The sequence below is a fragment of the Microbacterium sp. Leaf320 genome (genome assembly GCF_001423485.1).
GTDB lineage: Bacteria > Actinomycetota > Actinomycetes > Actinomycetales > Microbacteriaceae > Microbacterium.
In genome coordinates, this window is the sequence record NZ_LMOD01000001.1 from 653,484 (window position 1) to 673,480 (window position 19,997).

A 19,997-nucleotide genomic window follows, 5' to 3' on the forward strand; every position below is an offset into this window, starting at 1 on the left:
ATCCACCATGGCCACCTTCGTCCTCGTGCACGGTGCAGGAGACACAGGGTGGTCATGGCACCTGGTCGCAGCGGCTCTCCGCGGGAGCGGGCACCAGGTCTTCGCCCCCGACCTGCCCGGCGATCACGAGGCGCTGACACTCGACGACTATGCGGACGCCGTGGTGGCGGCTGTGGACGGTCTCCGCGGCGGGATCGTGGTCGGCCACTCGTTCGGCGGCTTCACGGCACCCATCGTGGCCGAGAGGCTCTCAGCTGACGCCCTCGTGATGCTCGCGGCGATGATCCCCGCACCGGGGGAGTCGCCTGATGAGTGGTGGCGGAACACCGGTTTCGGCGCGGCTGCCGACGCGCAGGCCGTTCTGGACGGCGGACTCACCGGAAGTGCCGATTCGTTCGTGGCGTTCTATCACGACGTTCCGCGCCCGTTGGCCGAGGAGGCGATGCGGCGAGAGCGTGCGCATCCCTCCGCAGCGGCGATGGCCGCTGGGTGGCCGTTGTCGTCATGGCCGAGCGTGCCCACACGTGTCGTCGTGTGCACCGAGGACAGGTTCTTCCCGCCGGACTTCCTGCGTGATCTCGCGCGGACACGCCTCGGCGTCGTCGCGGATGAGATCAGGGCGAGCCACTGCGTCGCGCTGAGTCGGCCGGAGGCGCTCGCGTCGATCCTCATCGGGTATGCGAACGAGGTCGATCCCTCCGGAATCTGACGAGGCAGCTGCGCCGCTTCGTGACAGACTCAGCGCCCGGTGCTGCGGCGATGCCTGCATGTCTACCGGGCGCTGAGTTGATCTGTAATCAGGGTGCACCCGGCATCCGCGACTGTCAAGACCTTCGGGGAAGCCGCTGGTCGACTCCGGCTTTCCCGGGTGAGCCTCGTGTTCGCTCTGAGCAGTCGTCACCGCGTTGACCGGTGCCCGAAGACTCGGGTTGGATGGAACCATGACTGATCGCACAAAGCCTGAGTTCGACGCCCCCACCGGTCCCGCTCCCGCGGAGCTCGTGATCCGCGACATCATCGAAGGAGACGGCACCGAGGCGAAGCCCGGCGACACCGTGACCGTGCACTACGCCGGTGTCGAGTTCGAATCCGGCGAGGAGTTCGACTCTTCGTGGGGTCGCGGCGAGACCATCCAGTTCCCGCTTCGCGGCCTGATCCAGGGCTGGCAGGACGGCATCCCCGGCATGAAGGTCGGCGGACGCCGCGAGCTCGTCATCCCGCCGCACCTGGCCTATGGGCCCGTCGGAGGCGGACACTTCCTGTCCGGCAAGACGCTCATCTTCATCATCGACCTCGTCGCCGTCGGCTGACTCGCTCGACACAGGAAGGCGCCGCACCCGTCAGGGTCCGGCGCCTTCGTCGTATGTCGCCGAAGAACTTCGGCATTCGGGGGAATACATGCATCTGCATGTAAGTTGTAACCCGTGACGCCGTGAACACGGCCCCTCATCCGTTGCCGCACAGTGCGGCTGATGTCTCCAGAGGAGAAACCATGACCAGCATCGACATTCCCGGTTACCGCGCAGGCACCTGGGTGCTCGACCCGTCGCACAGCGAGGTCACCTTCAGCGTGCGCCACATGATGATCTCCAAGGTGCGAGGCACCTTCGGCGTGAAGAGCGCGACCCTCGTGGCTCCCGAGAACCCGCTCGAGGCCCGCGTCGAGGCGAGCGTCGACGTCACCTCGATCGACACGAAGGACGAGGGTCGCGACACGCACCTCCGCTCGGGCGACTTCTTCGACACCGAGAACTTCCCGACGATGGAGTTCGTCTCCACCGGTGCCCGCGCCGAGGGTGGCGAGCTCTTCGTCGACGGCGACCTGACCATCCGCGGCATCACCAAGCCGGTCAGCTTCGAGCTCGACTTCGGCGGCTTCGGCTCCGACCCGTGGGGCAACTACAAGGCCGGCGCCTCGGCGAAGACCGTCATCAACCGCGAGGACTTCGGCCTGACCTGGAACGCGGCGCTCGAGACCGGCGGCGTGCTCGTCGGCAAGGACGTCACGATCAGCCTCGACCTGCAGGGCGCTCTGCAGCAGGACTGATCATCGCGTGATCTCGAGAACCCCGGGCCCCTAGGGCTCGGGGTTCTCTGCGTCGTAGGCCCGGAACCGGGAACTGCGTCGTGCGAGCAGCGCGACGAGGGCGATCACCAGGATTCCGCCGAGCAGCGGCGGGAACCACAGCGTCGTGATCGACGCGAGTGTTCCCGCGTACAGTGCGCCGATCCGCGGCCCTCCCGCGACGACGATGATGAACACGCCCTGCAGTCGCCCGCGCATGGTGTCCGGCACGGCCGCCTGCATCATGGTGTTCCGGTAGATCGAGCTGACGTTGTCGGACGCCCCCGACAGGGCGAGGGCGATGCACGCGGCGACGATCAGTGCGACGTTCGGGAGCCTCTCCGTCGCCGGATCGGAGAACGCGCCGATCAGCAGCACCACACCGAAGGCGAGAATCGATGCGCCGTACGCCTCGACCGCTCGCTCGATGCCTCTGCCATGCCAGCGGTACTGCACCACACGCCCCGAGAACAGGCTCGACCCGAACGTCCCCACGGCGACCGCCGCCGTGAGGATGCCCGTGGTCACCGCGCCGCCGCCGAGCAGCACGGTGCCGAGGGCCGGGAACAGCACGAGCGGCTGGCCGAATGTCATCGCGATGATGTCGATGACGTACTGCGTGCGGATGTTGCCGGCCCGCTTCAGGAACCTCCACCCGTCGACGAGGGATGCGAGTCCCGGACGCACGATGTCGCCCTCGGGCCGCAACGACGGCAGAGTCCAGAGGCCGAGGAACATCGAGAGCATCAGGACGACGTCGATCGTGTAGGTCCACCCGTATCCGGTGAGGGCGACGAGAATGCCGGCCAGTGCGGGCCCCGCCATCACGGTGAGACCGAAGGCGACGCCGTTGAGAGCGGATGCCGCGGCGAGCAGGTCCCGGGGGATGAGGCGCGGAACGATGGCGGTGCGTGTCGCCATCCCGACGGAGTTCGCAGCCGAGTTCACGATGCTCAGGATGTACAGCCACCAGATCGTCTCAGCACCCGTCCAGGTGAGCGCGGCGAGGAGCGCTGTCGACGCGAAGGTCACGGTCGCCGCGATCAGCGCGACGCGGCGCCGGTCGAACGCATCGGCGAGCATCCCGCCGTAGAGGCCGGCGAGGATCATCGGCACGAGCCCCGCCACGGCGATCATCGAGACCGCGAAGGTGCTTCCGGTGAGCGCGAACACGTGCAGCATGACGGTCACGATCGTGAGCTGACCGCCGATGCCGGCGAGCACGGAGCCGGTCCACATGCGGGCGAACGCCGGGCTGGCCTTCAGTGGACTGAGATCGATCAGATGACTGCGAGCCGTGCTCACGCCGCGTGCCTGTCGTGCATGATCCGAGCGTATCCGAGGTGCGCGGAGCGGAGGTCGGCGGCGGTCACGCGACGCCACGGAGTCCTGGTAGACTCTTCAGGTTGCCGTTTGATCGGCCGCGGATAAAGAGAGCTCACGCATCAGGCGTCGGGCACCGCGCAACAAGCAGAGAGGGGATCGAATCTATGGCACTGGAAGCAGACGTCAAGAAGGCGATCATCGAAGAGTACGCGACGCACCCCGGTGACACCGGATCCCCCGAGGTGCAGGCCGCGATGCTGACGCAGCGCATCAAGGACCTCACCGAGCACCTGAAGGAGCACAAGCACGACCACCACTCGCGTCGTGGCCTGTTCCTGCTCGTGGGTCAGCGCCGTCGTCTGCTCGGCTACCTCCAGAGCGTCGACATCGAGCGTTACCGCTCGCTGATCGCACGCCTGGGTCTCCGCCGATAACGCGGAGCGAGCCAGCGTACAATCGCGCAGAACATTCTTGAGAAGGCCGCCCCAGGTGTGGGGCGGCCTTCGTCATGTTCGGGGGTTGATCTCGCGCACGCTTTCCATTAGGAAAGTAGTGAGCTTTCCCAATGGAAAGCGAAGGGGGTCACGCGATGGAGCAGAAGCCGGTCCAGGGGCACGAGGCGATCGCGCCGCCCAGCGCGGACATCGCGCAGCGCTACCTCGACGAGGCGGAAGCCGTGGTGCACCGACGTGGGCGCGTCGTCGACCGGCGGGCGCTGGCGTGGCTGCAGATCGCCGGTGCGGCCGTCACCGCGGTGTATCTCGTGGCTCTGGTCACGGCGATACGTGGTCACGGCGGTCTGACGCCGCAGATCTTCGTCTTCAGCTTTCTCCTGTGGGGGCAGCTCTCGACAGGCATGGCTCAGCGGAGCGGGATGCAGCTGCGTCTGACCTGGTCGCGCTGGCCCGCACTCCTGGCCGTTGGTGTGCCGGCGGTCGCGGCGCTCGTCGTGTTCGGCTTCGCGATCTTCGATCCGGGGTTCCCAGCCATCGGCGTGTGGATCCCGTCCGTCCTCGTGCTGGTCGGATTCGGTGGCTACGGCGCAGTGCAGCTCGCTCGGGCATCGGGTGACCCGCGCCCCCCGCGATCCATGCCTAAGCCGCTTCCGCGGGCGATGCGGTGGGGAACAATCTGCGTGGGAGTCGTGCTCGGAGCGATGGCCATGCTCGGCTCCGCGCCGGACGGGGTGCTCGCGAGCACGCTCCTTCTGCTCGTCGTGCTCATGGCCTTCGTATGGCTCGTGGCCGCTCGCAGTGAGATGGGCCTTCCCGCCGTCGGTGCCTCGTGGCGCTGGCCGCACCTGCTCGCTTTCGCCGCGGCTGCCGGTGCGATGACTGTGCTCGTGCTGCTCGACGGCGTTCCGATCGGCCTCGGATTCGTGGGCGGCCTGGGCATCATCGCGCTGTTCGTCGCCGTGTCGTTCGTCCCCGGTCGTGATCTCCGTGACTGACACTCCATCGGTGCCGCACCCGCGGACCCGGCTCGACGACAACTTCGCGTCGCCGATCCGTTTCTCGCTCCTCGCGTCGCTCGGCGACGGCGTCGAGCTCGACTTCGCGACGCTCCGTGAGATCCTCCAGTGCGGTGATTCGCCGCTGAGCAAGGCCATCTCGCATCTTCAGGCCGCGGGGTACGTCGTGGCGCGCAAGGGCAGCCTCGGCAGTCGCCCTCGCACGTGGGTGCATTCGACGGCGGCCGGACGCGCGGCCTTCGCCGGACATCTCCAGGCTCTGCGCGAGATCGTCGCGCTCGGGGGCGGTCCGGCGCTGTGACCGCGGTCCGGCGCTGTGGCCGGGGTCCGGCGTTGTGACCGGGGTCAGGCGTTCGTGCCGACCAGATCGGGGTGGTGGATCGCAGCCACGTCGGGATGCGCACGCAGCCGCGACTTCATGGCGTTCTCGCCGTAGGTGGCGTGGATCGGGTTGCTCGGATCCTCGGTGATGCCGGTCGCCTCGGCGGCCAAGTCCGCCGGCAGTTCGAGGAGCGGCAGCTGCTGGTCGAGAGCCGGGTTGAAGAAGAACGGGATCGAGATGCGCTCCTCCGGCGCCCGGGGGGAGATCACGCGGTGATTCGTCGCTTTGAGGTAGCCGCCGGTGGCGTACTCCAGCAGTTCGCCGATGTTGACGACGAACGCTCCGGGCACCGGGGGAGCCGACACCCACTCGCCGTTCCGCTCCACCTGTAGTCCGCCCTTGCCCGGCTCGACCCAGAGGAGGGTCAACACGCCGGAGTCCTTGTGCGCACCGACGCCCTGCTGGGGCTCCGGCTCATGGGTGCCCGGGTAGCGGACGATCTTGATCAGGGTCGACGGGTCGCGGAACGGCTCGTCGAAGTACGTCTCCTCGGCGCCGAGGGTCGTGGCCCAGGCGCGCAGCAGCTTCTGTGCGATCTCGGTCAGTGTGTCGTGCCATTCGGTGACGACCGCCTTGAGTTCGGGCTGCGCTGCCGGCCACAGGTTGGGGCCCACCAGGCGGTTGAACGCCGGTCCGCCGTCGACGGGTTCGCGTTCGGGGCCGATGTCGATCTGCTCGCGCCAGTCGACCTTGCCTTGGGTCCGCTCGCCGCCGATGCGGGTGTACCCGCGGAAGTGCGGGCTGTTGACGTTCTCGATCGCGAGCTTGTCCTCCTCCGGCAGAGCGAAGAAATCGAGCGCGGCCCGATGCAGGCGCGCTTCGAGCTCCGGCGAGATTCCCGTGCCGGTGAGGTAGAAGAAACCCACGTCGTGGGTGGCTGCCCGCAGGTCGTCGCGGAACCGTGCCGCGGCCTCGGGGCCGGCATCGAGCTGGGACAGGTCGAGGATGGGGAGCGAGAGATCAGCCATTCATCGAGCGTAGATCGGCTGCGGGGGAGTGCGGTCGAGTATTGCGCCGAATTACCACCGGTCGCGCGAGTGGGTGAAATGCCACCGCCGACGGAGTGCTAATCTCTCTTAGGTAAGGGATGCCTTACCTCATACTTTCCCAGAGAGTCTCCCTCCGTGCTCGCCACTTTCCTCATCGGTCTCCGCGAAGGCCTTGAAGCCGCGCTCGTCGTCGGCATCCTCGTCGCCTACCTCCGTCGCCTCGGTCGAGGTGACGCGTTGCCCCGGCTCTGGGCCGGTGTGGTGCTTGCGATCGCCCTCGCTCTGGGAATCGGAGCGGTGCTCACCTTCGGCGCGTACTCGCTGACGTTCGAGGCGCAGGAGCTCATCGGCGGGATGCTCTCGCTGCTCGCCGTAGGCATGGTCACGTGGATGATCTTCTGGATGCAGAAGGCCGGCCGCACGATGAAGGCGACGCTCGAAGGCGGGCTCGACCGCGCTCTCACGCAGGGCGGCATCTGGGCCCTGATCGCGATCGGCTTCGTCTCGGTCGCGAGGGAGGGAATCGAGACGACGCTTCTGCTGTGGTCGATGGTCCAGTCCTTCGGAGATGCTCCCTCGGCGCTGCTCGGCGCCGTGCTGGGTCTTCTCGCCGCGGTCCTGATCGGATGGCTGCTCGCGCGTGGCGCCGTGCGGTTGGATCTGCGTCGCTTCTTCACCTGGACGAGCGGCTTCCTCGTCATCGTCGCGGCGGGCGTGCTCGCCTACGCGATCATGGACCTGCAGGATGCCGGCGCGCTGCCAGGTCCCTTCACCGCCGTCGCCCCGATCGATGCCGCGACAGGTGCCGTCGCCCTCGGGTGGGCGGCCTTCCCGTTCGGCTGGGCGTTCGATGTCACTAGCGTCATCGCCCCCGACAGCGTCTGGGCGACGATCCTGCAGGCGACCGTCGGATTCATGCCGCGTATGACCTGGCTCCAGGTCACCGCGTGGGCGATGTATCTCGTCGTCGTCGGATTCTTCTTCGTCCGGGGGCTCCGCACCCGTCGGGCCGTCACGCCTCGTCCGCCGACCTCCGCAGACGAGGACGCGTCGGCATCCACTCTCACCCAGCAAGGAGCAGCATGACCACCTCTCGCCGAATCCTCGGTGCCGTCGCAGCCGCCGGAGCTGCCGCACTTCTCCTGAGCGGCTGTGTCGCCAAGAGCGACGTCGCGGCCGGCGCGGCCTTCGACGTCTCGTCGACCGACTCGGAGTGCGCCGTGTCGGGCGCGACCGCGAAGAGCGGAACGCTCACGTTCGACGTCACGAACGACAGCGGTCAGACGTCCGAGTTCTATCTGCTCGCGGACGACGGACTGCGCATCGTCGGAGAGGTCGAGAACATCGCCCCCTCCGCGTCGCGGACCCTGACAGTCGTGGCCCAGCCGGGGAAGTATTTCACGCTCTGCAAGCCGGGCATGATCGGCGAGGGCGTCGGCAAGTCGGAGTTCACCGTGACGGGCGACCGGGTCGCCGTCGCAGGCGAGGATGCCGAGCAGAAGCAGCAGGCCGTCGATCTGTACGCCGCGTTCGTGAAGGACCAGGTCGGGCAGCTCGTCCCGTCGGTCGACGAGCTCGTCGCCGCCTACGAATCGGGCGACGACGAGACGGCACGCGCCCTCTTCCCGCAGACACGAGCCTTCTACGAGCGGATCGAGCCCGTCGCCGAGGCTCTCGGCACACTCGACCCGCGAATCGACTACCGCGAGGTGGATGCCGTGGCCGAGGGACTCGACTGGACGGGCTTCCACCGCATCGAGAAGGACCTCTGGGTGCCAGCACAGGACGCGCTCAACGCCGACGGCGAGACGCCTGCCTGGCAGGACTGGGCGCCGTCCACCACCGAGGAGCGGGCCGAGTACGGCGACCAGCTGCTCGCCGACGTGCAGGAGCTGTACGACTACGTGCACTCCGACGACTTCACCACGGCGCTCGACGACCAGGGCATCGGCGGCATCTCGAACGGCGCGATCGCGCTGCTCGACGAGGTCGCGACCGGAAAGATCTCCGGCGAGGAGGACTGGTGGTCCGGCACCGACCTCTACGACTTCGCGGCCAACGTCGAAGGCTCCAAGATGGCGTTCTCGCTCGTGCAGGACTTCGCCGCCGCGCAGGGCGATGACGGCGAGACGCTCGTCACCGAGATCGAGGACGGGTACGCGGCTCTCGAGGCGTCCCTGGCGGCTCACGGTTCGCTGGCCGACGGCTTCGTCGGATACGCCGCGCTGACGGATGCCGACAAGCGTGAGTTCACCGACCTCATCAACGCCCTCGCCGAGCCGCTGTCGCAGCTCACCGGCACGGTCCTCGACTGATACGACGGGTACGATCTCGCAGGTGGACGAACGCTCGAACGATGCTCTGGCCGCCGACTCCGTGACGGAGGAGGCAGCCGCGGCGACCGCGCCGACAGGTCTCAGCAGACGAGGACTCCTCGGTCTGGCGCTCGGCGGCGGGGTGGCCTCTCTCGCGGTCGGAGTAGGAGCCGGGCTTACCGGCGGAGTCGCTCTCGGCCGTGCCAGGGCTCATGCCGATGCCGAACACGCATACGACTTCTTCGGTGCGCATCAGGCCGGCATCACCACCCCCGTGCAGGAGCATCTGCACTTCGCATCGTTCGACATGATGCCCCGCACCGATCGCGATGACCTGATCACACTGCTGCAGGACTGGACGTACGCCGCCTCCCGGATGACCCAGGGTCTCGAGGTGAGCGCGACCGGTGCGGTCGGCGGCGATGCTGAGGTGCCGCCTGACGACACGGGAGAGGCGCTCGGGCTGCCCGCGGCAGGTCTGACCATCACGATCGGCTTCGGCCCCGGACTGTTCGAGAACGAGGACGGCGACCGGTACGGCATCGCGTCCGGCCGTCCGGCCGCCCTCGAGCGTCTGCCCGCCTTCCTCGGCGACGACCTGGATCCGCAGACGTCCCACGGCGATCTCTGCATCCAAGCCTGCGCGGATGATCCTCAGGTCGCCGTTCACGCGATCCGCAACCTCAGCCGCATCGCCTTCGGGCGTGCGAAGCTGCGCTGGTCGCAGCTCGGCTTCGGCAAGACCTCCCGCACGACATCGGATCAGGCGACCCCGCGAAACCTCTTCGGGTTCAAGGACGGCACCGCGAACATCCTCGCCGACGACTCCGCCGCTCTCGACGAGAACGTCTGGGTGGGGGCGTCCGACGAGCCCGCATGGATGACGGGCGGCTCGTACCTGGTCGCCCGCAAGATCGCGATGCTGATCGAGACGTGGGATCGCGTACGGCTCTCCGAGCAGGATGCGATCGTCGGACGGGACAAGGGCGCGGGGGCCCCGCTGTCGGGTGGTGACGAGTTCACCGCACCCGACTTCGGCACCTCGGCCATCGACGCCAACGCGCACGTTCGCCTGGCGCACCCCGATCAGAACGACGGAACCCGCATCCTCCGCCGCGGGTTCAACTACGTCAACGGCAACAACGACCTCGGGCGCCTCGATGCCGGGCTGTTCTTCCTGTCGTATCAGCGCGATCCGGCGCAGTTCATCACCCTGCAGCGACGGCTGTCGACGGATCTCATGAACGAGTACATCAGGCACGTGGGCTCGGGGATCTGGGCGATCCCGGCCGGTGCGACGCCGGGGTCGTACGTCGGCGCCGAGCTCTTCTCCTGACGCGAGATCGCAGTCAGGCGCCGAGGGCGTCGACCACGAACACGGACATCGCGTCCGCGCCGAAGTGGTCGTCCGCCGTGATGGTGACGACCGCGTCATCGCAGAAGATCAGCAGCTGCCCGTAGGCGCCGTGCAGGCGCCACGCAGTGCCTGGGCCGTCCCACCCCGACAGCGCGTAGCGCTCGTAGGCGGGGTTCGCGCCCGCCACCACCCAGTCGGAGTGCATCTCGTCGATCACCGATGCAGGGACGAGGCGTCGCCCCTCCCACTCGCCGCGGTCGCGGATGAGTCGTCCGAGGAGCGCGAGCTCCTCGGTGCGCAGGGCGATGCCACTCCCCGCGACGATTCGTCCCCGAGGGCAGCGCTCCCACTCGATGTCATCGATTCCGAGTGGTTCGAGCAGCCTCGGGGTCAGGAAGTCGACGATGTCGCCGACCCGCGCGGCGAGCACGGTCATCGCCGTGTAGGTGCTGGCGTTGGAGTACTGGAAGACGCGCCCGCGCGACGGGCGTGAGAGGAACTCCCGCGCCAGATCCGGCCAGTCGGTCATCAGGGTCTCGGACCAGGGGAGGTCGATGCCGCTCGACATGGACAGCAGGTGTCGGAGCGTGACCTGATCGACGCCGTCACCGAGGGCGAAGTCCGGCAGGTGCTCGGCCACCGGTTCATCCAGCGAGATCAGGCCCTCGTCGGCGGCGAGACCTGCAGCGAGCACGGACACGCCCTTCGCGACCGAGTGGATCTCCTCCCGGACATCGGGGGTCCACCGGTGCTCTGCGACATCGTTGCCGACGCGGACATGAAGCCCGTGGGCACCGAAGCCCGATGCATCCGCATGATCCACGATCCGGTCGCGGATCTGCTGGGCTCGGGTCACTCCTTCAGGCTAGCGGCTGCCGTCTGGCGCGGCCGACGGGAGCCGGTGGGATCGCTGCGGTGCCCCTCGCGGCTCGCGAGCTCCGGATCCCGGAAGAGCCACCGGGGGCGAGGCTCGACGAGAGGTCGGAACAGCCAGCGCACGGGCTTGGTGGCGAGCGCCAGGGCCAGCACCACCGACAGCAGAGTCACGAGCGGCAGCCACAGCCATGTCGGGTCGAGGTCGCGCAGCACCCCGGTCTCGCGGAACGGGTAGAGCACGAACGAGTGCAGCAGGAACACGTACATCGTGTATTGACCGAATCGCGTCCACCAGTGTGTGCCTCGGGGGATCAGAGCGAAGAACGCGGCACTCAGGATCACCGCCAGCAGCATCAGCGCGACACGCACGCCGCCGGCCCACCACTGCTCTCCGCCGAGGTCCGCGTACGCGTCCTCGTAGAACAGCCAGTGGCGCAGGTCGATCTTCTCCCAGACATCGATCCAGCGCCAGGCGACGAATCCGGCTGCACCGAGCAGCAGGAGGCTGACCGCACGGATCCACCACGGGCGGACGTCGAGGAGACGGAATCGGTTGACGGTGTCGCGCTCGCGCAGCCACCAGCCGAGCGCGAAGAACGGCAGCAGACCGAGCGTCCGTGACAGCGAGAACGTGCTGTCGACGTTCGGGAGGTATCCCACTCCGATCGAGATGATGACGGTCCACAGCAGAGGCCAGCGCAGCAGCGCCAGGTAGGGGAGGACGAGACGGAAGATGCCGAGGGCCAGCAGGAACCAGAGCGTCCACGACGGCTTGGTGAAGTTCGGGTCGGCCTGTCCTTCGACCAGCCACTTCGTGAGGGTCCAGAGGAACTCGAAGATGACGTAGGGGAGGAGGATGTCGGTGATGACACGGGCCATCTGCACGCGGGTGGGGGAGCCCGACTTCGAGAAGTACCCGGAGATGATCGCGAACGCCGGCATATGGAAGGCGTACAGCGCCAGGTAGGCCGCGAGGGCGATGTCGGAGTCGTAGGTGAGACGCTGGATCGCGTGCCCGAGGACGACGAGCACGATGCACGCGTAGCGTGCGTTGTCCCAGAACGGCACGCGCCTGCGGGGCTTCGGGACGGATCCGGCGGCGGGGTTCGTCATGTCGGCTCCGGCGGTGTTCATCCTCCGAGGCTACTCGGGGAATAAAGTTGCTCGCATCGCGTTGACTCAGATACATTCAAATGAATAGAACCGGATGCAGGGCATCGGTTCGGAGAAGACGGAGCAATCATGAGTGAGCAGGCAGGCGTCCCGGTGCAGTTCGGCATCATGTCGGTCAGCGACATCACCCGCGACCCCACCACAGGCGTCACGCCGAGTGAGCAGGAGCGGATCAAGGCGACGCTGGCGATCGCCAAGCACAGCGAAGAGGTCGGCCTCGACGTCTTCGCGATCGGCGAGCACCACAACCCTCCGTTCTGGTCCTCGAGCCCCACGACGTTCCTCGCGGCGCTCGCCGCCCAGACCGAGCGACTCATCGTGTCGACCTCGACGACGCTGATCACCACGAACGACCCCGTGCGCATCGCCGAGGAGTACGCGATGCTGCAGCACGTCTCGGACGGACGTATGGACCTCATGCTCGGCCGCGGCAACACCGGGCCGGTCTACCCCTGGTTCGGGCAGGACATCCGTCAGGGGCTTCCGCTCGCGATCGAGAACTACGCGCTGCTGCACAAGCTGTGGCGTGAGGACGTCGTCGACTGGGAGGGCAAGTTCCGCACCCCGCTGCAGGGCTTCACCTCCACTCCCCGCCCGCTCGACGGCGTCGCTCCGTTCGTCTGGCACGGATCGATCCGTACGCCGGAGATCGCCGAGCAGGCCGCTTACTACGGCGACGGCTTCTTCGCGAACAACATCTTCTGGCCCAAGGAGCACTACCAGCGCCTGATCGAGCTCTACCGGCAGCGCTACGCGCACTACGGACACGGCACGCCGGAGCAGGCCATCGTCGGTCTCGGCGGTCAGGTGTTCATGGCGGCGAAGTCGCAGGACGCCGTGAACCAGTTCCGCCCGTACTTCGACAACGCCCCGGTCTACGGACATGGTCCGAGCATGGAGGACTTCACCGAGATGACCCCGCTCACGGTGGGCTCACCTCAGCAGGTCATCGACCGGTACGCCGCGATGCGCGAGCACTACGGCGACTACCAGCGCCAGCTGTTCCTGATCGACCACGCGGGCCTTCCCCTGAAGACGGTGCTCGAGCAGCTCGACATCCTTGGCTCCGAGGTCGTTCCGGTGCTCCGCAAGGAGCTCGCGAAGGATCGCCCGGCGAGCGTGCCGGATGCCCCGACCCACGCGTCGCGGGTGAAGGCCGAGTTCGGCGACGGTCCCACGCGTCAGGCACGCCCCGGCGCGAACCGCGGCGACAACCTGACGGGCGACTCTCCCTACCAGGACACCCCGGCTCCGGCCGGTGCCGCCTTCGGGCTCAGCCGGAAGGAGGCCTGAGATGGCCACTCGCCGGATCGCCGTCGTCTCTGCGGGGCTCTCGAACCCCTCGTCGACGCGGATGCTCGCGGATCGTCTTGCGGCTGAGACCGTGAAGGCGCTCGCCGGGCACGACATCGACGCCAGCGTCGACGTGATCGAGCTGCGCGATTACGCGCATGACATCACGAACAACCTGCTGACGGGGTTCGCTCCGCCCGCGCTGGAGACCGCGATCAACACGGTCGTGTCGGCGGACGCCCTGATCGCCGTCACTCCGATCTTCTCGACGAGCTACAACGGACTGTTCAAGTCGTTCATCGACGTGCTCGACCCCGACGCGCTCACCGGCAAGCCGGTGCTGATCGGAGCCAACGCCGGCACGGCGAGGCACTCGCTGGCCATCGACTATGCGATCCGCCCGCTGTTCGCGTACCTGCACGCCGAGGCCGTCTCCACGGGCGTTTTCGCGGCGTCCAGCGACTGGGGTGGGGCCGGAGACGACGTCGCGCCGCTCGCGAAGCGGGTCGAGAAGGGCGCACGAGAGCTCGCCGAGGCCATCGCGCGGCGCGAGACGACCGCGGTCGCAGATCCGTACGATCCGGCCACGTACCTCGGTGAAGGGCGATCGTTCGGTCACATGCTCGGTGGTCTCGCCGGAGAATGATCGATCCCCGGCTAGACCGGGAAAGAGTGCAGGGCCATGAGGCCGTAGACGATGTCCGAAGGGCGTCGTACGGTGACCTCATGGCCCTTCGTTCTGTGCTCGAATCCGCGCGGCATTCCCTGCGCGGCGCCCTCATCCTCCCCGGTGATGATTCCTTCGATGCGGCGCGTCGTCCGTGGAACCTGGCGATCGAACAGCATCCGGCGGGTGTGGCCGCACCGGCCGACCTGCGCGACCTGCGCGCTCTTCTCGACGCCGCGCGCGACGCGGACGTGACGCTCGCGGTGCAACCCACAGGGCACGGTGCCGGCGGCGACCTGGCCGGCGCCGTCATCGTCCGTATGGACGCATTCGACGAGCTGTCCGTCGACCTCGGCTCCGGCGTGGTCCGTGTGGGCAGCGGAGTCCGCTGGGGCGCCGTGGTCGAAGCGCTCGAAGGAACAGGCTGGGTGGCTCCTGCCGGCACGAGCCCGGTCGTCGCCGTCGCGGGGTACACCCTGGGCGGCGGGCATTCCTGGTTCAGTCGCACGGCGGGACTCGGGTCCGACAATCTCAGGGCCGTGTGGGTGCTGCGCAGCGACGGTACCCACGAGCGGGTCGACGACGAGAGCGACCCCGAGCTGATGTGGGCACTTCGCGGAGTGGGCGGCATCGTCGGAATCGTGACGGCCCTCGAGATCGACCTGGTTCCCGCACCGACGCTGTGGGGTACCGAGCTCACTTTCGACGCCGCGGATGCCGGGTCGGTGATGCGGGCGGTGCGAGACCTGTCCGCAGAGGCCCCGGCTTCGCTCAATGTGTTCGTGAACTCGATGCGCATGCCCGACGCTCCGCAGCTTCCCGAAGAGATCCGAGGACGCAGCTTCCTCACCGTGCAGGCGCTGTCCACCATCGGAGCCGCTGATGGGCTGATCGAACAGGTGCGGCGAGCCGGCACGGTTCGTCGTGAGGCGTCGGGGGCCACATCGCCTAAGACGGTCGCGGCGTCGAGCGGGGAGCCGACCGAACCGACGCCGGGCAAGGGCGTGTCTGCTGCGCTGTCGTCGCTCGATGACGCGACGATCGACGATCTCTTCCGGTTCCGCGAGCTGCCGGAGCAGTGGCCGATCATGGGCATCGACATCCGGATGCTCGGTGGCGCGCTGAACGAACCTCGACGCGCGGGGTTCGCGACGCTTCAGGGCGTCGGCTGGCTGCTCCACGCGCTGGTGCCCGTCTTCCCCGGGGCGCCGAGCGAACCGGGCGATGCGAGCATGGCGGGCTTCCGCGAGGTGCTGGCGCACGCGATCGCTCCGCATACGGTCCCGACGTTCCTCGGGCCGGGCGAGACCGTCGAGCGGTGCGGTGGTCCGGGGGCGATCGATCGCCTGCGCGCCATCAGGGCCGCCGCCGACCCTGACTCGCTCATTCACGAGGGGCGGCTCCCGCGCTGAGACCGGTCCGACACGGGCCTGACACCGGGCTGCATCCACCGCAGACGACCCGCGTCGTCCGAATGATCGGGACGTACGCGGGTGCCGCGCCGGCGTCAGTCGTCTCCGTCGACGTGTCGGATCCAGCGATACTCCGTCTCGGGTCGTCCACGTGCACCGTAGCGGGCGCTGCGGGTGATCATGCCCGAATCGGTGAGGTGCTCCAGATACCTCCGCACGGACACGCGTGAGATCCCGAGCCGCGCAGCCGCCTCGCTCGCCGAGACAGCGGCACCGGAGGAGCGCAGCTCTGCCGTCACCTTCTGCAGCGTCGCGGCCGACAGCCCCTTGGGAATCGGGATCGTCCCGGTCGTGCGCCCGAGAAGCGCGTCGATCTCCGCCTGGGTCGCCTCTCCTGCCGTCGACCGCGCCTGCTCCCGATGGGTGCGGTAGGCAGTGAGGCGCTCGTGGAACACTGCGAAGGGGAACGGCTTGACGAGGTACTGGTAGACGCCCAGAGCGGCCATCTGCCGGACGGTGTCCGCGTCGCGCACGCCGGTGATCGCGATGACGTCCACGGCCGCGCCTCGGGCGCGGAGCCCGCGCAGCACATCGATGCCCGAGCCGTCGGGCATCGTGATGTCGAGAAGCACGAGATCCAACGGCTTGTCATGGGGGTGATCGAGCACCGCGGCGAGCGCTGCCCGGGCGCCGGTGCACTCGCCGCCCACGACGAACCCGTCGATCCTCTCGAGGTACGAGCGGTGGAGCTCGAGTGTCAGAGCGTCGTCATCGACGATCAGCGTGCGGATCATGGGCTCCTGCGTCCTTTCACCGGCGGAAGTATGACGGTGAAGGTCGTCGGATGAGCGGAGACCTCCACCGTGCCGCCCACACCGGCCACCACAGCGCGGACGAGAGCGAGGCCGACTCCCCGGCCGTGGCCCCCTGACGGTTTCGTCGAGAAGCCCTGGGTGAACACCCGCTCACGCAGCTCAGACGGAATGCCGTCGCCGCCGTCCGACACGTCGAGGACGATTCCGCCCTGCGTCGAGGGGCGCAGCGAGACCTCTACCCAGCGTTCGGCGCCGGTGGCGGCGGCATCCATGGCATTGTCGATCAGGTTGCCGAGCACGGCGACGCTGTCGACGGGGGAGAGCGGGGAGGCGGGGGTGTCCGGAGCGATGCTCACCCGCCAGTCGATCCCGCGCTCTCTGGCCTGCGACGCCTTGCCGAGAAGCAGGGCACCGACGGCGGGGTCGCCGGCCTGTCGCGCAGTGACCTGATCGACGAGCGATTGACTCTGGCGCGAGGTCTCGGTCAGGATCTCGATCGCCTCCTCGCTGCGTCCCAACTCGAGAAGCGCAACGGCCGTGTGCATGCGGTTCCCGTGTTCGTGCGTCTGAGCGCGCAGCGCATCGCCCAGGGTGCGCAGGGATTCGTATGACGACACGGCGTCCCGCACCTGCCCCGGTGGCAGGTCTCCTGCGATGCCGCGTGTGAACCGACGAGCGATCCACGCGCCGAGGGCGCCGAGACCGATGAGCCCGACGGTGATGCCGATCGAGAGCGGAAGTCGGCGAACGAGGGTCTCGGAGATGGACTCGATGGTCACGCCCGATGACACCCAGCCGAGCAGTTCACCGCTGGATGCGACCACCGGCACGATGGTCCTCACCGAGGGGCCGAGGGTACCGGTGAAGACCTCGGTGAGTGTGCGCGGCGAGTCGGGGATGGTGCCGAGGTACACCCCGCCGATCTGGTCGACATCGGGATGCGTGAGGCGCGTGCCCTCGGGCGTCATGATCGTCACGAAATCGAGATCGGCGTTCGCGATGACATCGAGAGTGTAGGGCTCGAGCGTGCGGGTCGCGTCTGTCTGGTCCTCTGTAGCGAGAGTCTCGATGACGAGGGGGGACGATGCGAGCGTCACCGCTGTCGCCGCCGTGACCCGCTCCGCCTCCGCATGCGTGGCGCGCTGGGCATCCACGACGAGGAAGACGGCCACCAGTGCACCGACCACCACTGCGGCCGCCAGGAGCACCAGGAAGACCCGGGAAGCGATGCTCCTCGTGTCGCGCGCGTGTCTCATCGCGTCCTTCCGATCGTCGGTGATCGCGGAGTCCGGGATATCGGTGGTGACCAATACGACCACAAATGGTGCTGCCGGGGGAAGTCCGCGACGGTGAGCTTACCGAAGGCGAGGGCGCCTGCGGGCATGAGACGAAGACGTTCATGATCAAGGAGGAAAACATGGCCATCACGACGGGGTTCTCCCTTCCCGGTTTCCATTGGCGACGGGGCAAGCAGGCGTGGGACAGGCACACCTGGCTGTATGTCTCGGTGATCATCGCCGTCGTGCTGGGCGCGGCCGTCGGCCTCATCTGGCCCGAGGTCGGTCAGAGTCTCGAGCCGATCGGCAAGGGCTTCGTGTCGCTGATCAAGATGATGATCGCGCCGATCATCTTCTGCACGATCGTCGTCGGCGTCGGGTCCATCGCGAAGGCGGCGACCGTCGGCAAGATCGGCGGCCTGGCGCTGCTCTACTTCATGGTCATGTCCACGTTCGCGCTCGCGATCGGCCTGGTCGTCGGCAACATCATCCACCCGGGTGCAGGCCTCGACATGGCGAACTCGAGCTACGACGCGACAGAGACCGAGGCGAAGACCACCACCGAGTTCATCCTCGGGATCATCCCGACGACGTTCTTCTCGGCCTTCACGGGTGAGAGCGTCCTGCAGGTGCTGTTCATCGCCCTGCTCGTGGGCTTCGCCCTCCAGGGGCTCGGTGAGAAGGGCGCCCCGATCATGGATGCGGTCAAGAACCTCCAGAAGCTGGTGTTCCGCATCCTCGGCATGATCCTGTGGCTCGCCCCTCTCGGTGCATTCGGAGCGATCGCAGCAGTGGTTGGCAAGACGGGCATCGCGGCGATCTGGAGCCTCGGCGTGCTCATGATCGCGTTCTACATCACCTGCCTCCTGTTCATCGTCGTGGTGCTCGGGACGCTGCTCTTCGCCGTAACCAGGGTGAACATCTTCAGCCTCGTCAAATACCTGGCACGTGAGTACCTGCTCATCGTCGGCACCTCGTCGTCGGAGTCCGCGCTCCCGCGCCTGATCGCGAAGATGGAGCACATCGGAGTCTCGAAGCCGGTCGTCGGCATCACGGTGCCGACGGGGTACTCGTTCAACCTCGACGGCACGGCGATCTACCTGACCATGGCATCGCTGTTCATCGCCACGGGGATGGGGCAGCCGATGTCGATCGGCGAGCAGATCGGGCTGCTGGTGTTCATGATCATCGCGAGCAAGGGAGCCGCCGGCGTGACAGGCGCGGGACTCGCGACGCTCGCCGGTGGATTGCAGGCATACCGTCCCGATCTGGTCGACGGTGTCGGCGTGATCGTGGGTATCGATCGGTTCATGTCCGAGGGGCGAGCGCTCACCAACTTCACCGGCAACGCGGTCGCCACGCTGCTGATCGGCACGTGGACGCGTCAGATCGATCGTGATCGGGTTCAGCAGGTGCTCAGCGGCGCGCTTCCGTTCGAGGAGTCGCAGCTCGACGGGGTCGACGAGCATGGGATGGTCGATGAGCGGAAGGCCGTCGATGTCCAGGGCCTCAAGGAGTCCGCCCTCGACGAGATGGCGGCGAAAGAGGAGCGGGCGCGTCTCCGCGCCGCACAGAACTGAGCCTCGGACCGGGAAGAAGAATGATGCGGGAGTCGGCAGTCGCCGGCTCCCGCATCCGTGTGGTCAACCGCTCTTGCGTCGGAACTCGCGCCGCGTCTGCGGGGCGGGTGCGCCGTGGACGGCGGAGTCGCCGTCCAGGTGGGCCTCGCCCTGCCTGTGGTGCGCGTTCTTCTTCTCGAGCGCTTCCTTGAACTTGCGCTTCATTTCCTCGCTGGAGGATGCGCCTTCTTCGGTGCTCATGTTCGCCAGCCTAGAGCACGCCTCGGACGGGCGGGAGGAATCACCGCCGCGCTCTGCGGGAGACGAGGTCGACGACCGCACCGAGGCCGAGTGCGAACGCGACGGACACCACGACGGCCACGACCGGGCCACCGGGGACGAGAGCGGCGACGATGGCGCCCACGGACGCCTGGTAGGCCGCCCATCCGAACGCCGCCACACTCATCAGGCACAGATACCGACCGGGATGTATGCGAGAGGCGCCGGCGACGAGGTTGATCGCCAGCCGTGCGAACGGTACGAAGCGGGCGGTGAACAGCACGGTGGCCGTTCCGCCGTCGAGTCGGCGTCGTGCCCAGGCGAGAGCCAGGCGCACGCGAGGCACCCGCATCCACCGCCACCGTTCCGTCCCGACCGTGCGACCGATCAGATAGCAGGCGGTGTCTCCCGCGGCAGCCGCGACTCCCGCGCAGACGATGACCGTCCACAGGGGTGGCGCTCCCGACGATGAGGAGATCGCCCCGAGAGCGGTGACAGCGATCTCCCCTGGTACGACGACGAAGAACGAATCGCCGAGGACCAGGAGGCTCATGACGGCGAGGGCCCAGGGGCCGGCGAGCAGATCGGGCACGGCTCCAGAGTGCTCCGCGCAGGTGAACGGGAACCAACGACCGGATAGCCGGTGACGCGCGATCCAGCATCCGGTGAACTTCTGGTGCGCTGAGGGGTTTCGCGCAGTCGGCACCCGTCGTCGACGGCATCCTGGGCATGTGAGAGTCG

21 protein-coding genes are annotated in these 19,997 nt (G+C 67.8%); 13 read left to right on the plus strand and 8 right to left on the minus strand.

From position 1 onward, the window contains the following. Window positions 1-7 precede the first annotated feature (7 nt). The 3 genes from ASF63_RS03030 (at window position 8) to ASF63_RS03040 (ending at window position 2,047) form a co-directional block, all read left to right on the plus strand. The gene (locus ASF63_RS03030) at window positions 8-709 is read left to right on the plus strand and encodes an alpha/beta fold hydrolase (protein ID WP_056509384.1); all 702 of its coding nucleotides are present in this window, start codon (window positions 8-10) and stop codon (window positions 707-709) included. Between the two features lie 232 nt (window positions 710-941). Then, window positions 942-1,310, plus strand: coding sequence for an FKBP-type peptidyl-prolyl cis-trans isomerase (locus ASF63_RS03035; RefSeq protein WP_056308170.1), 369 nt, complete (start codon window positions 942-944; stop codon window positions 1,308-1,310). Between the two features lie 182 nt (window positions 1,311-1,492). Beyond that, on the plus strand, window positions 1,493-2,047 hold the full coding sequence (locus tag ASF63_RS03040; RefSeq protein WP_056308168.1) for a YceI family protein: 555 nt from the start codon (window positions 1,493-1,495) through the stop codon (window positions 2,045-2,047). Window positions 2,048-2,077: 30 nt separating this feature from the next. Here the strand turns inward: ASF63_RS03040 and ASF63_RS03045 are convergent, their stop codons facing one another. Beyond that, window positions 2,078-3,370 (minus strand): MFS transporter, encoded by a 1,293-nt coding sequence (locus tag ASF63_RS03045; protein WP_056509386.1) that lies wholly within the window; start codon window positions 3,368-3,370, stop codon window positions 2,078-2,080. A gap of 185 nt (window positions 3,371-3,555) precedes the next feature. Between ASF63_RS03045 and rpsO the strand changes: the two genes are divergently transcribed. The 3 genes from rpsO to ASF63_RS03060 all read left to right on the plus strand — a co-directional run bounded on the left by rpsO (window position 3,556) and on the right by ASF63_RS03060 (window position 5,163). After that, the gene (gene rpsO / locus ASF63_RS03050; RefSeq protein ID WP_017203073.1) at window positions 3,556-3,825 is read left to right on the plus strand and encodes a 30S ribosomal protein S15; all 270 of its coding nucleotides are present in this window, start codon (window positions 3,556-3,558) and stop codon (window positions 3,823-3,825) included. Window positions 3,826-3,980: 155 nt separating this feature from the next. Continuing rightward, on the plus strand, window positions 3,981-4,841 hold the full coding sequence (locus ASF63_RS03055) for a hypothetical protein (RefSeq protein WP_056509389.1): 861 nt from the start codon (window positions 3,981-3,983) through the stop codon (window positions 4,839-4,841). A gap of 10 nt (window positions 4,842-4,851) precedes the next feature. Then, the gene (locus ASF63_RS03060) at window positions 4,852-5,163 is read left to right on the plus strand and encodes a transcriptional regulator (protein WP_235560675.1); all 312 of its coding nucleotides are present in this window, start codon (window positions 4,852-4,854) and stop codon (window positions 5,161-5,163) included. Between the two features lie 44 nt (window positions 5,164-5,207). Here ASF63_RS03060 and ASF63_RS03065 read toward each other — a convergent pair whose 3' ends face one another. After that, window positions 5,208-6,212: an isopenicillin N synthase family dioxygenase gene (locus ASF63_RS03065; protein WP_056509394.1), complete on the minus strand. Its 1,005-nt coding sequence runs from the start codon at window positions 6,210-6,212 to the stop codon at window positions 5,208-5,210. Between the two features lie 156 nt (window positions 6,213-6,368). Here ASF63_RS03065 and efeU point away from each other — a divergent pair, with 156 nt between their 5' ends. From efeU to efeB, 3 genes are read left to right on the plus strand one after another with little or no spacing between them, the layout of a single operon-like run. Continuing rightward, window positions 6,369-7,319 carry an iron uptake transporter permease EfeU gene (gene efeU / locus ASF63_RS03070; RefSeq protein ID WP_056509400.1) on the plus strand — a complete coding sequence of 317 codons (951 nt, stop codon included), beginning with the start codon at window positions 6,369-6,371 and terminating at the stop codon, window positions 7,317-7,319. After that, window positions 7,316-8,548 carry an iron uptake system protein EfeO gene (gene efeO, locus ASF63_RS03075; protein ID WP_056509405.1) on the plus strand — a complete coding sequence of 411 codons (1,233 nt, stop codon included), beginning with the start codon at window positions 7,316-7,318 and terminating at the stop codon, window positions 8,546-8,548. The genes efeU and efeO overlap by 4 nt, the downstream gene beginning before the upstream one ends. A gap of 46 nt (window positions 8,549-8,594) precedes the next feature. Continuing rightward, a complete protein-coding gene (efeB, locus tag ASF63_RS03080) occupies window positions 8,595-9,884 on the plus strand; it encodes an iron uptake transporter deferrochelatase/peroxidase subunit (RefSeq protein WP_235560695.1) in 1,290 nt (429 codons plus the stop codon). A gap of 13 nt (window positions 9,885-9,897) precedes the next feature. Here the strand turns inward: efeB and ASF63_RS03085 are convergent, their stop codons facing one another. Next, complete coding sequence (locus tag ASF63_RS03085) at window positions 9,898-10,761, minus strand: serine hydrolase domain-containing protein (protein ID WP_056509411.1); 864 nt, start codon at window positions 10,759-10,761, stop codon at window positions 9,898-9,900. Then, the gene (locus tag ASF63_RS03090) at window positions 10,758-11,915 is read right to left on the minus strand and encodes an acyltransferase family protein (RefSeq protein ID WP_082477796.1); all 1,158 of its coding nucleotides are present in this window, start codon (window positions 11,913-11,915) and stop codon (window positions 10,758-10,760) included. Before ASF63_RS03090 ends, ASF63_RS03085 begins: the two co-directional genes overlap by 4 nt. A 108-nt stretch (window positions 11,916-12,023) precedes the next feature. On the opposite strand from ASF63_RS03090, the gene ASF63_RS03095 reads away from it, so the two are divergent. From ASF63_RS03095 to ASF63_RS03105, 3 genes are all read left to right on the plus strand, one after another. Then, window positions 12,024-13,247 carry an LLM class flavin-dependent oxidoreductase gene (locus tag ASF63_RS03095; protein WP_056308149.1) on the plus strand — a complete coding sequence of 408 codons (1,224 nt, stop codon included), beginning with the start codon at window positions 12,024-12,026 and terminating at the stop codon, window positions 13,245-13,247. A gap of 1 nt (window position 13,248) precedes the next feature. Continuing rightward, the gene (locus ASF63_RS03100) at window positions 13,249-13,893 is read left to right on the plus strand and encodes an FMN reductase (protein ID WP_056509413.1); all 645 of its coding nucleotides are present in this window, start codon (window positions 13,249-13,251) and stop codon (window positions 13,891-13,893) included. A gap of 80 nt (window positions 13,894-13,973) precedes the next feature. Next, window positions 13,974-15,326 carry an FAD-binding oxidoreductase gene (locus tag ASF63_RS03105; RefSeq protein ID WP_056509416.1) on the plus strand — a complete coding sequence of 451 codons (1,353 nt, stop codon included), beginning with the start codon at window positions 13,974-13,976 and terminating at the stop codon, window positions 15,324-15,326. Between the two features lie 95 nt (window positions 15,327-15,421). Here ASF63_RS03105 and ASF63_RS03110 read toward each other — a convergent pair whose 3' ends face one another. Both ASF63_RS03110 and ASF63_RS03115 read right to left on the minus strand, forming a co-directional pair. Then, window positions 15,422-16,120: a response regulator gene (locus ASF63_RS03110; RefSeq protein WP_056509420.1), complete on the minus strand. Its 699-nt coding sequence runs from the start codon at window positions 16,118-16,120 to the stop codon at window positions 15,422-15,424. Next, entirely contained in the window at window positions 16,117-17,397 is a 1,281-nt protein-coding gene (locus ASF63_RS03115) for an ATP-binding protein (RefSeq protein ID WP_056510191.1), read from the minus strand. The genes ASF63_RS03110 and ASF63_RS03115 overlap by 4 nt, the downstream gene beginning before the upstream one ends. A gap of 161 nt (window positions 17,398-17,558) precedes the next feature. On the opposite strand from ASF63_RS03115, the gene ASF63_RS03120 reads away from it, so the two are divergent. Next, the gene (locus ASF63_RS03120) at window positions 17,559-18,998 is read left to right on the plus strand and encodes a cation:dicarboxylate symporter family transporter (RefSeq protein ID WP_056510193.1); all 1,440 of its coding nucleotides are present in this window, start codon (window positions 17,559-17,561) and stop codon (window positions 18,996-18,998) included. Window positions 18,999-19,061: 63 nt separating this feature from the next. On the opposite strand, the gene ASF63_RS19210 is transcribed toward ASF63_RS03120, so the two are convergent. Then, window positions 19,062-19,238 carry a DUF5302 domain-containing protein gene (locus ASF63_RS19210; RefSeq protein WP_091232420.1) on the minus strand — a complete coding sequence of 59 codons (177 nt, stop codon included), beginning with the start codon at window positions 19,236-19,238 and terminating at the stop codon, window positions 19,062-19,064. Between the two features lie 40 nt (window positions 19,239-19,278). After that, on the minus strand, window positions 19,279-19,848 hold the full coding sequence (locus ASF63_RS03125) for a DedA family protein (protein WP_235560676.1): 570 nt from the start codon (window positions 19,846-19,848) through the stop codon (window positions 19,279-19,281). Window positions 19,849-19,997 lie beyond the last annotated feature (149 nt).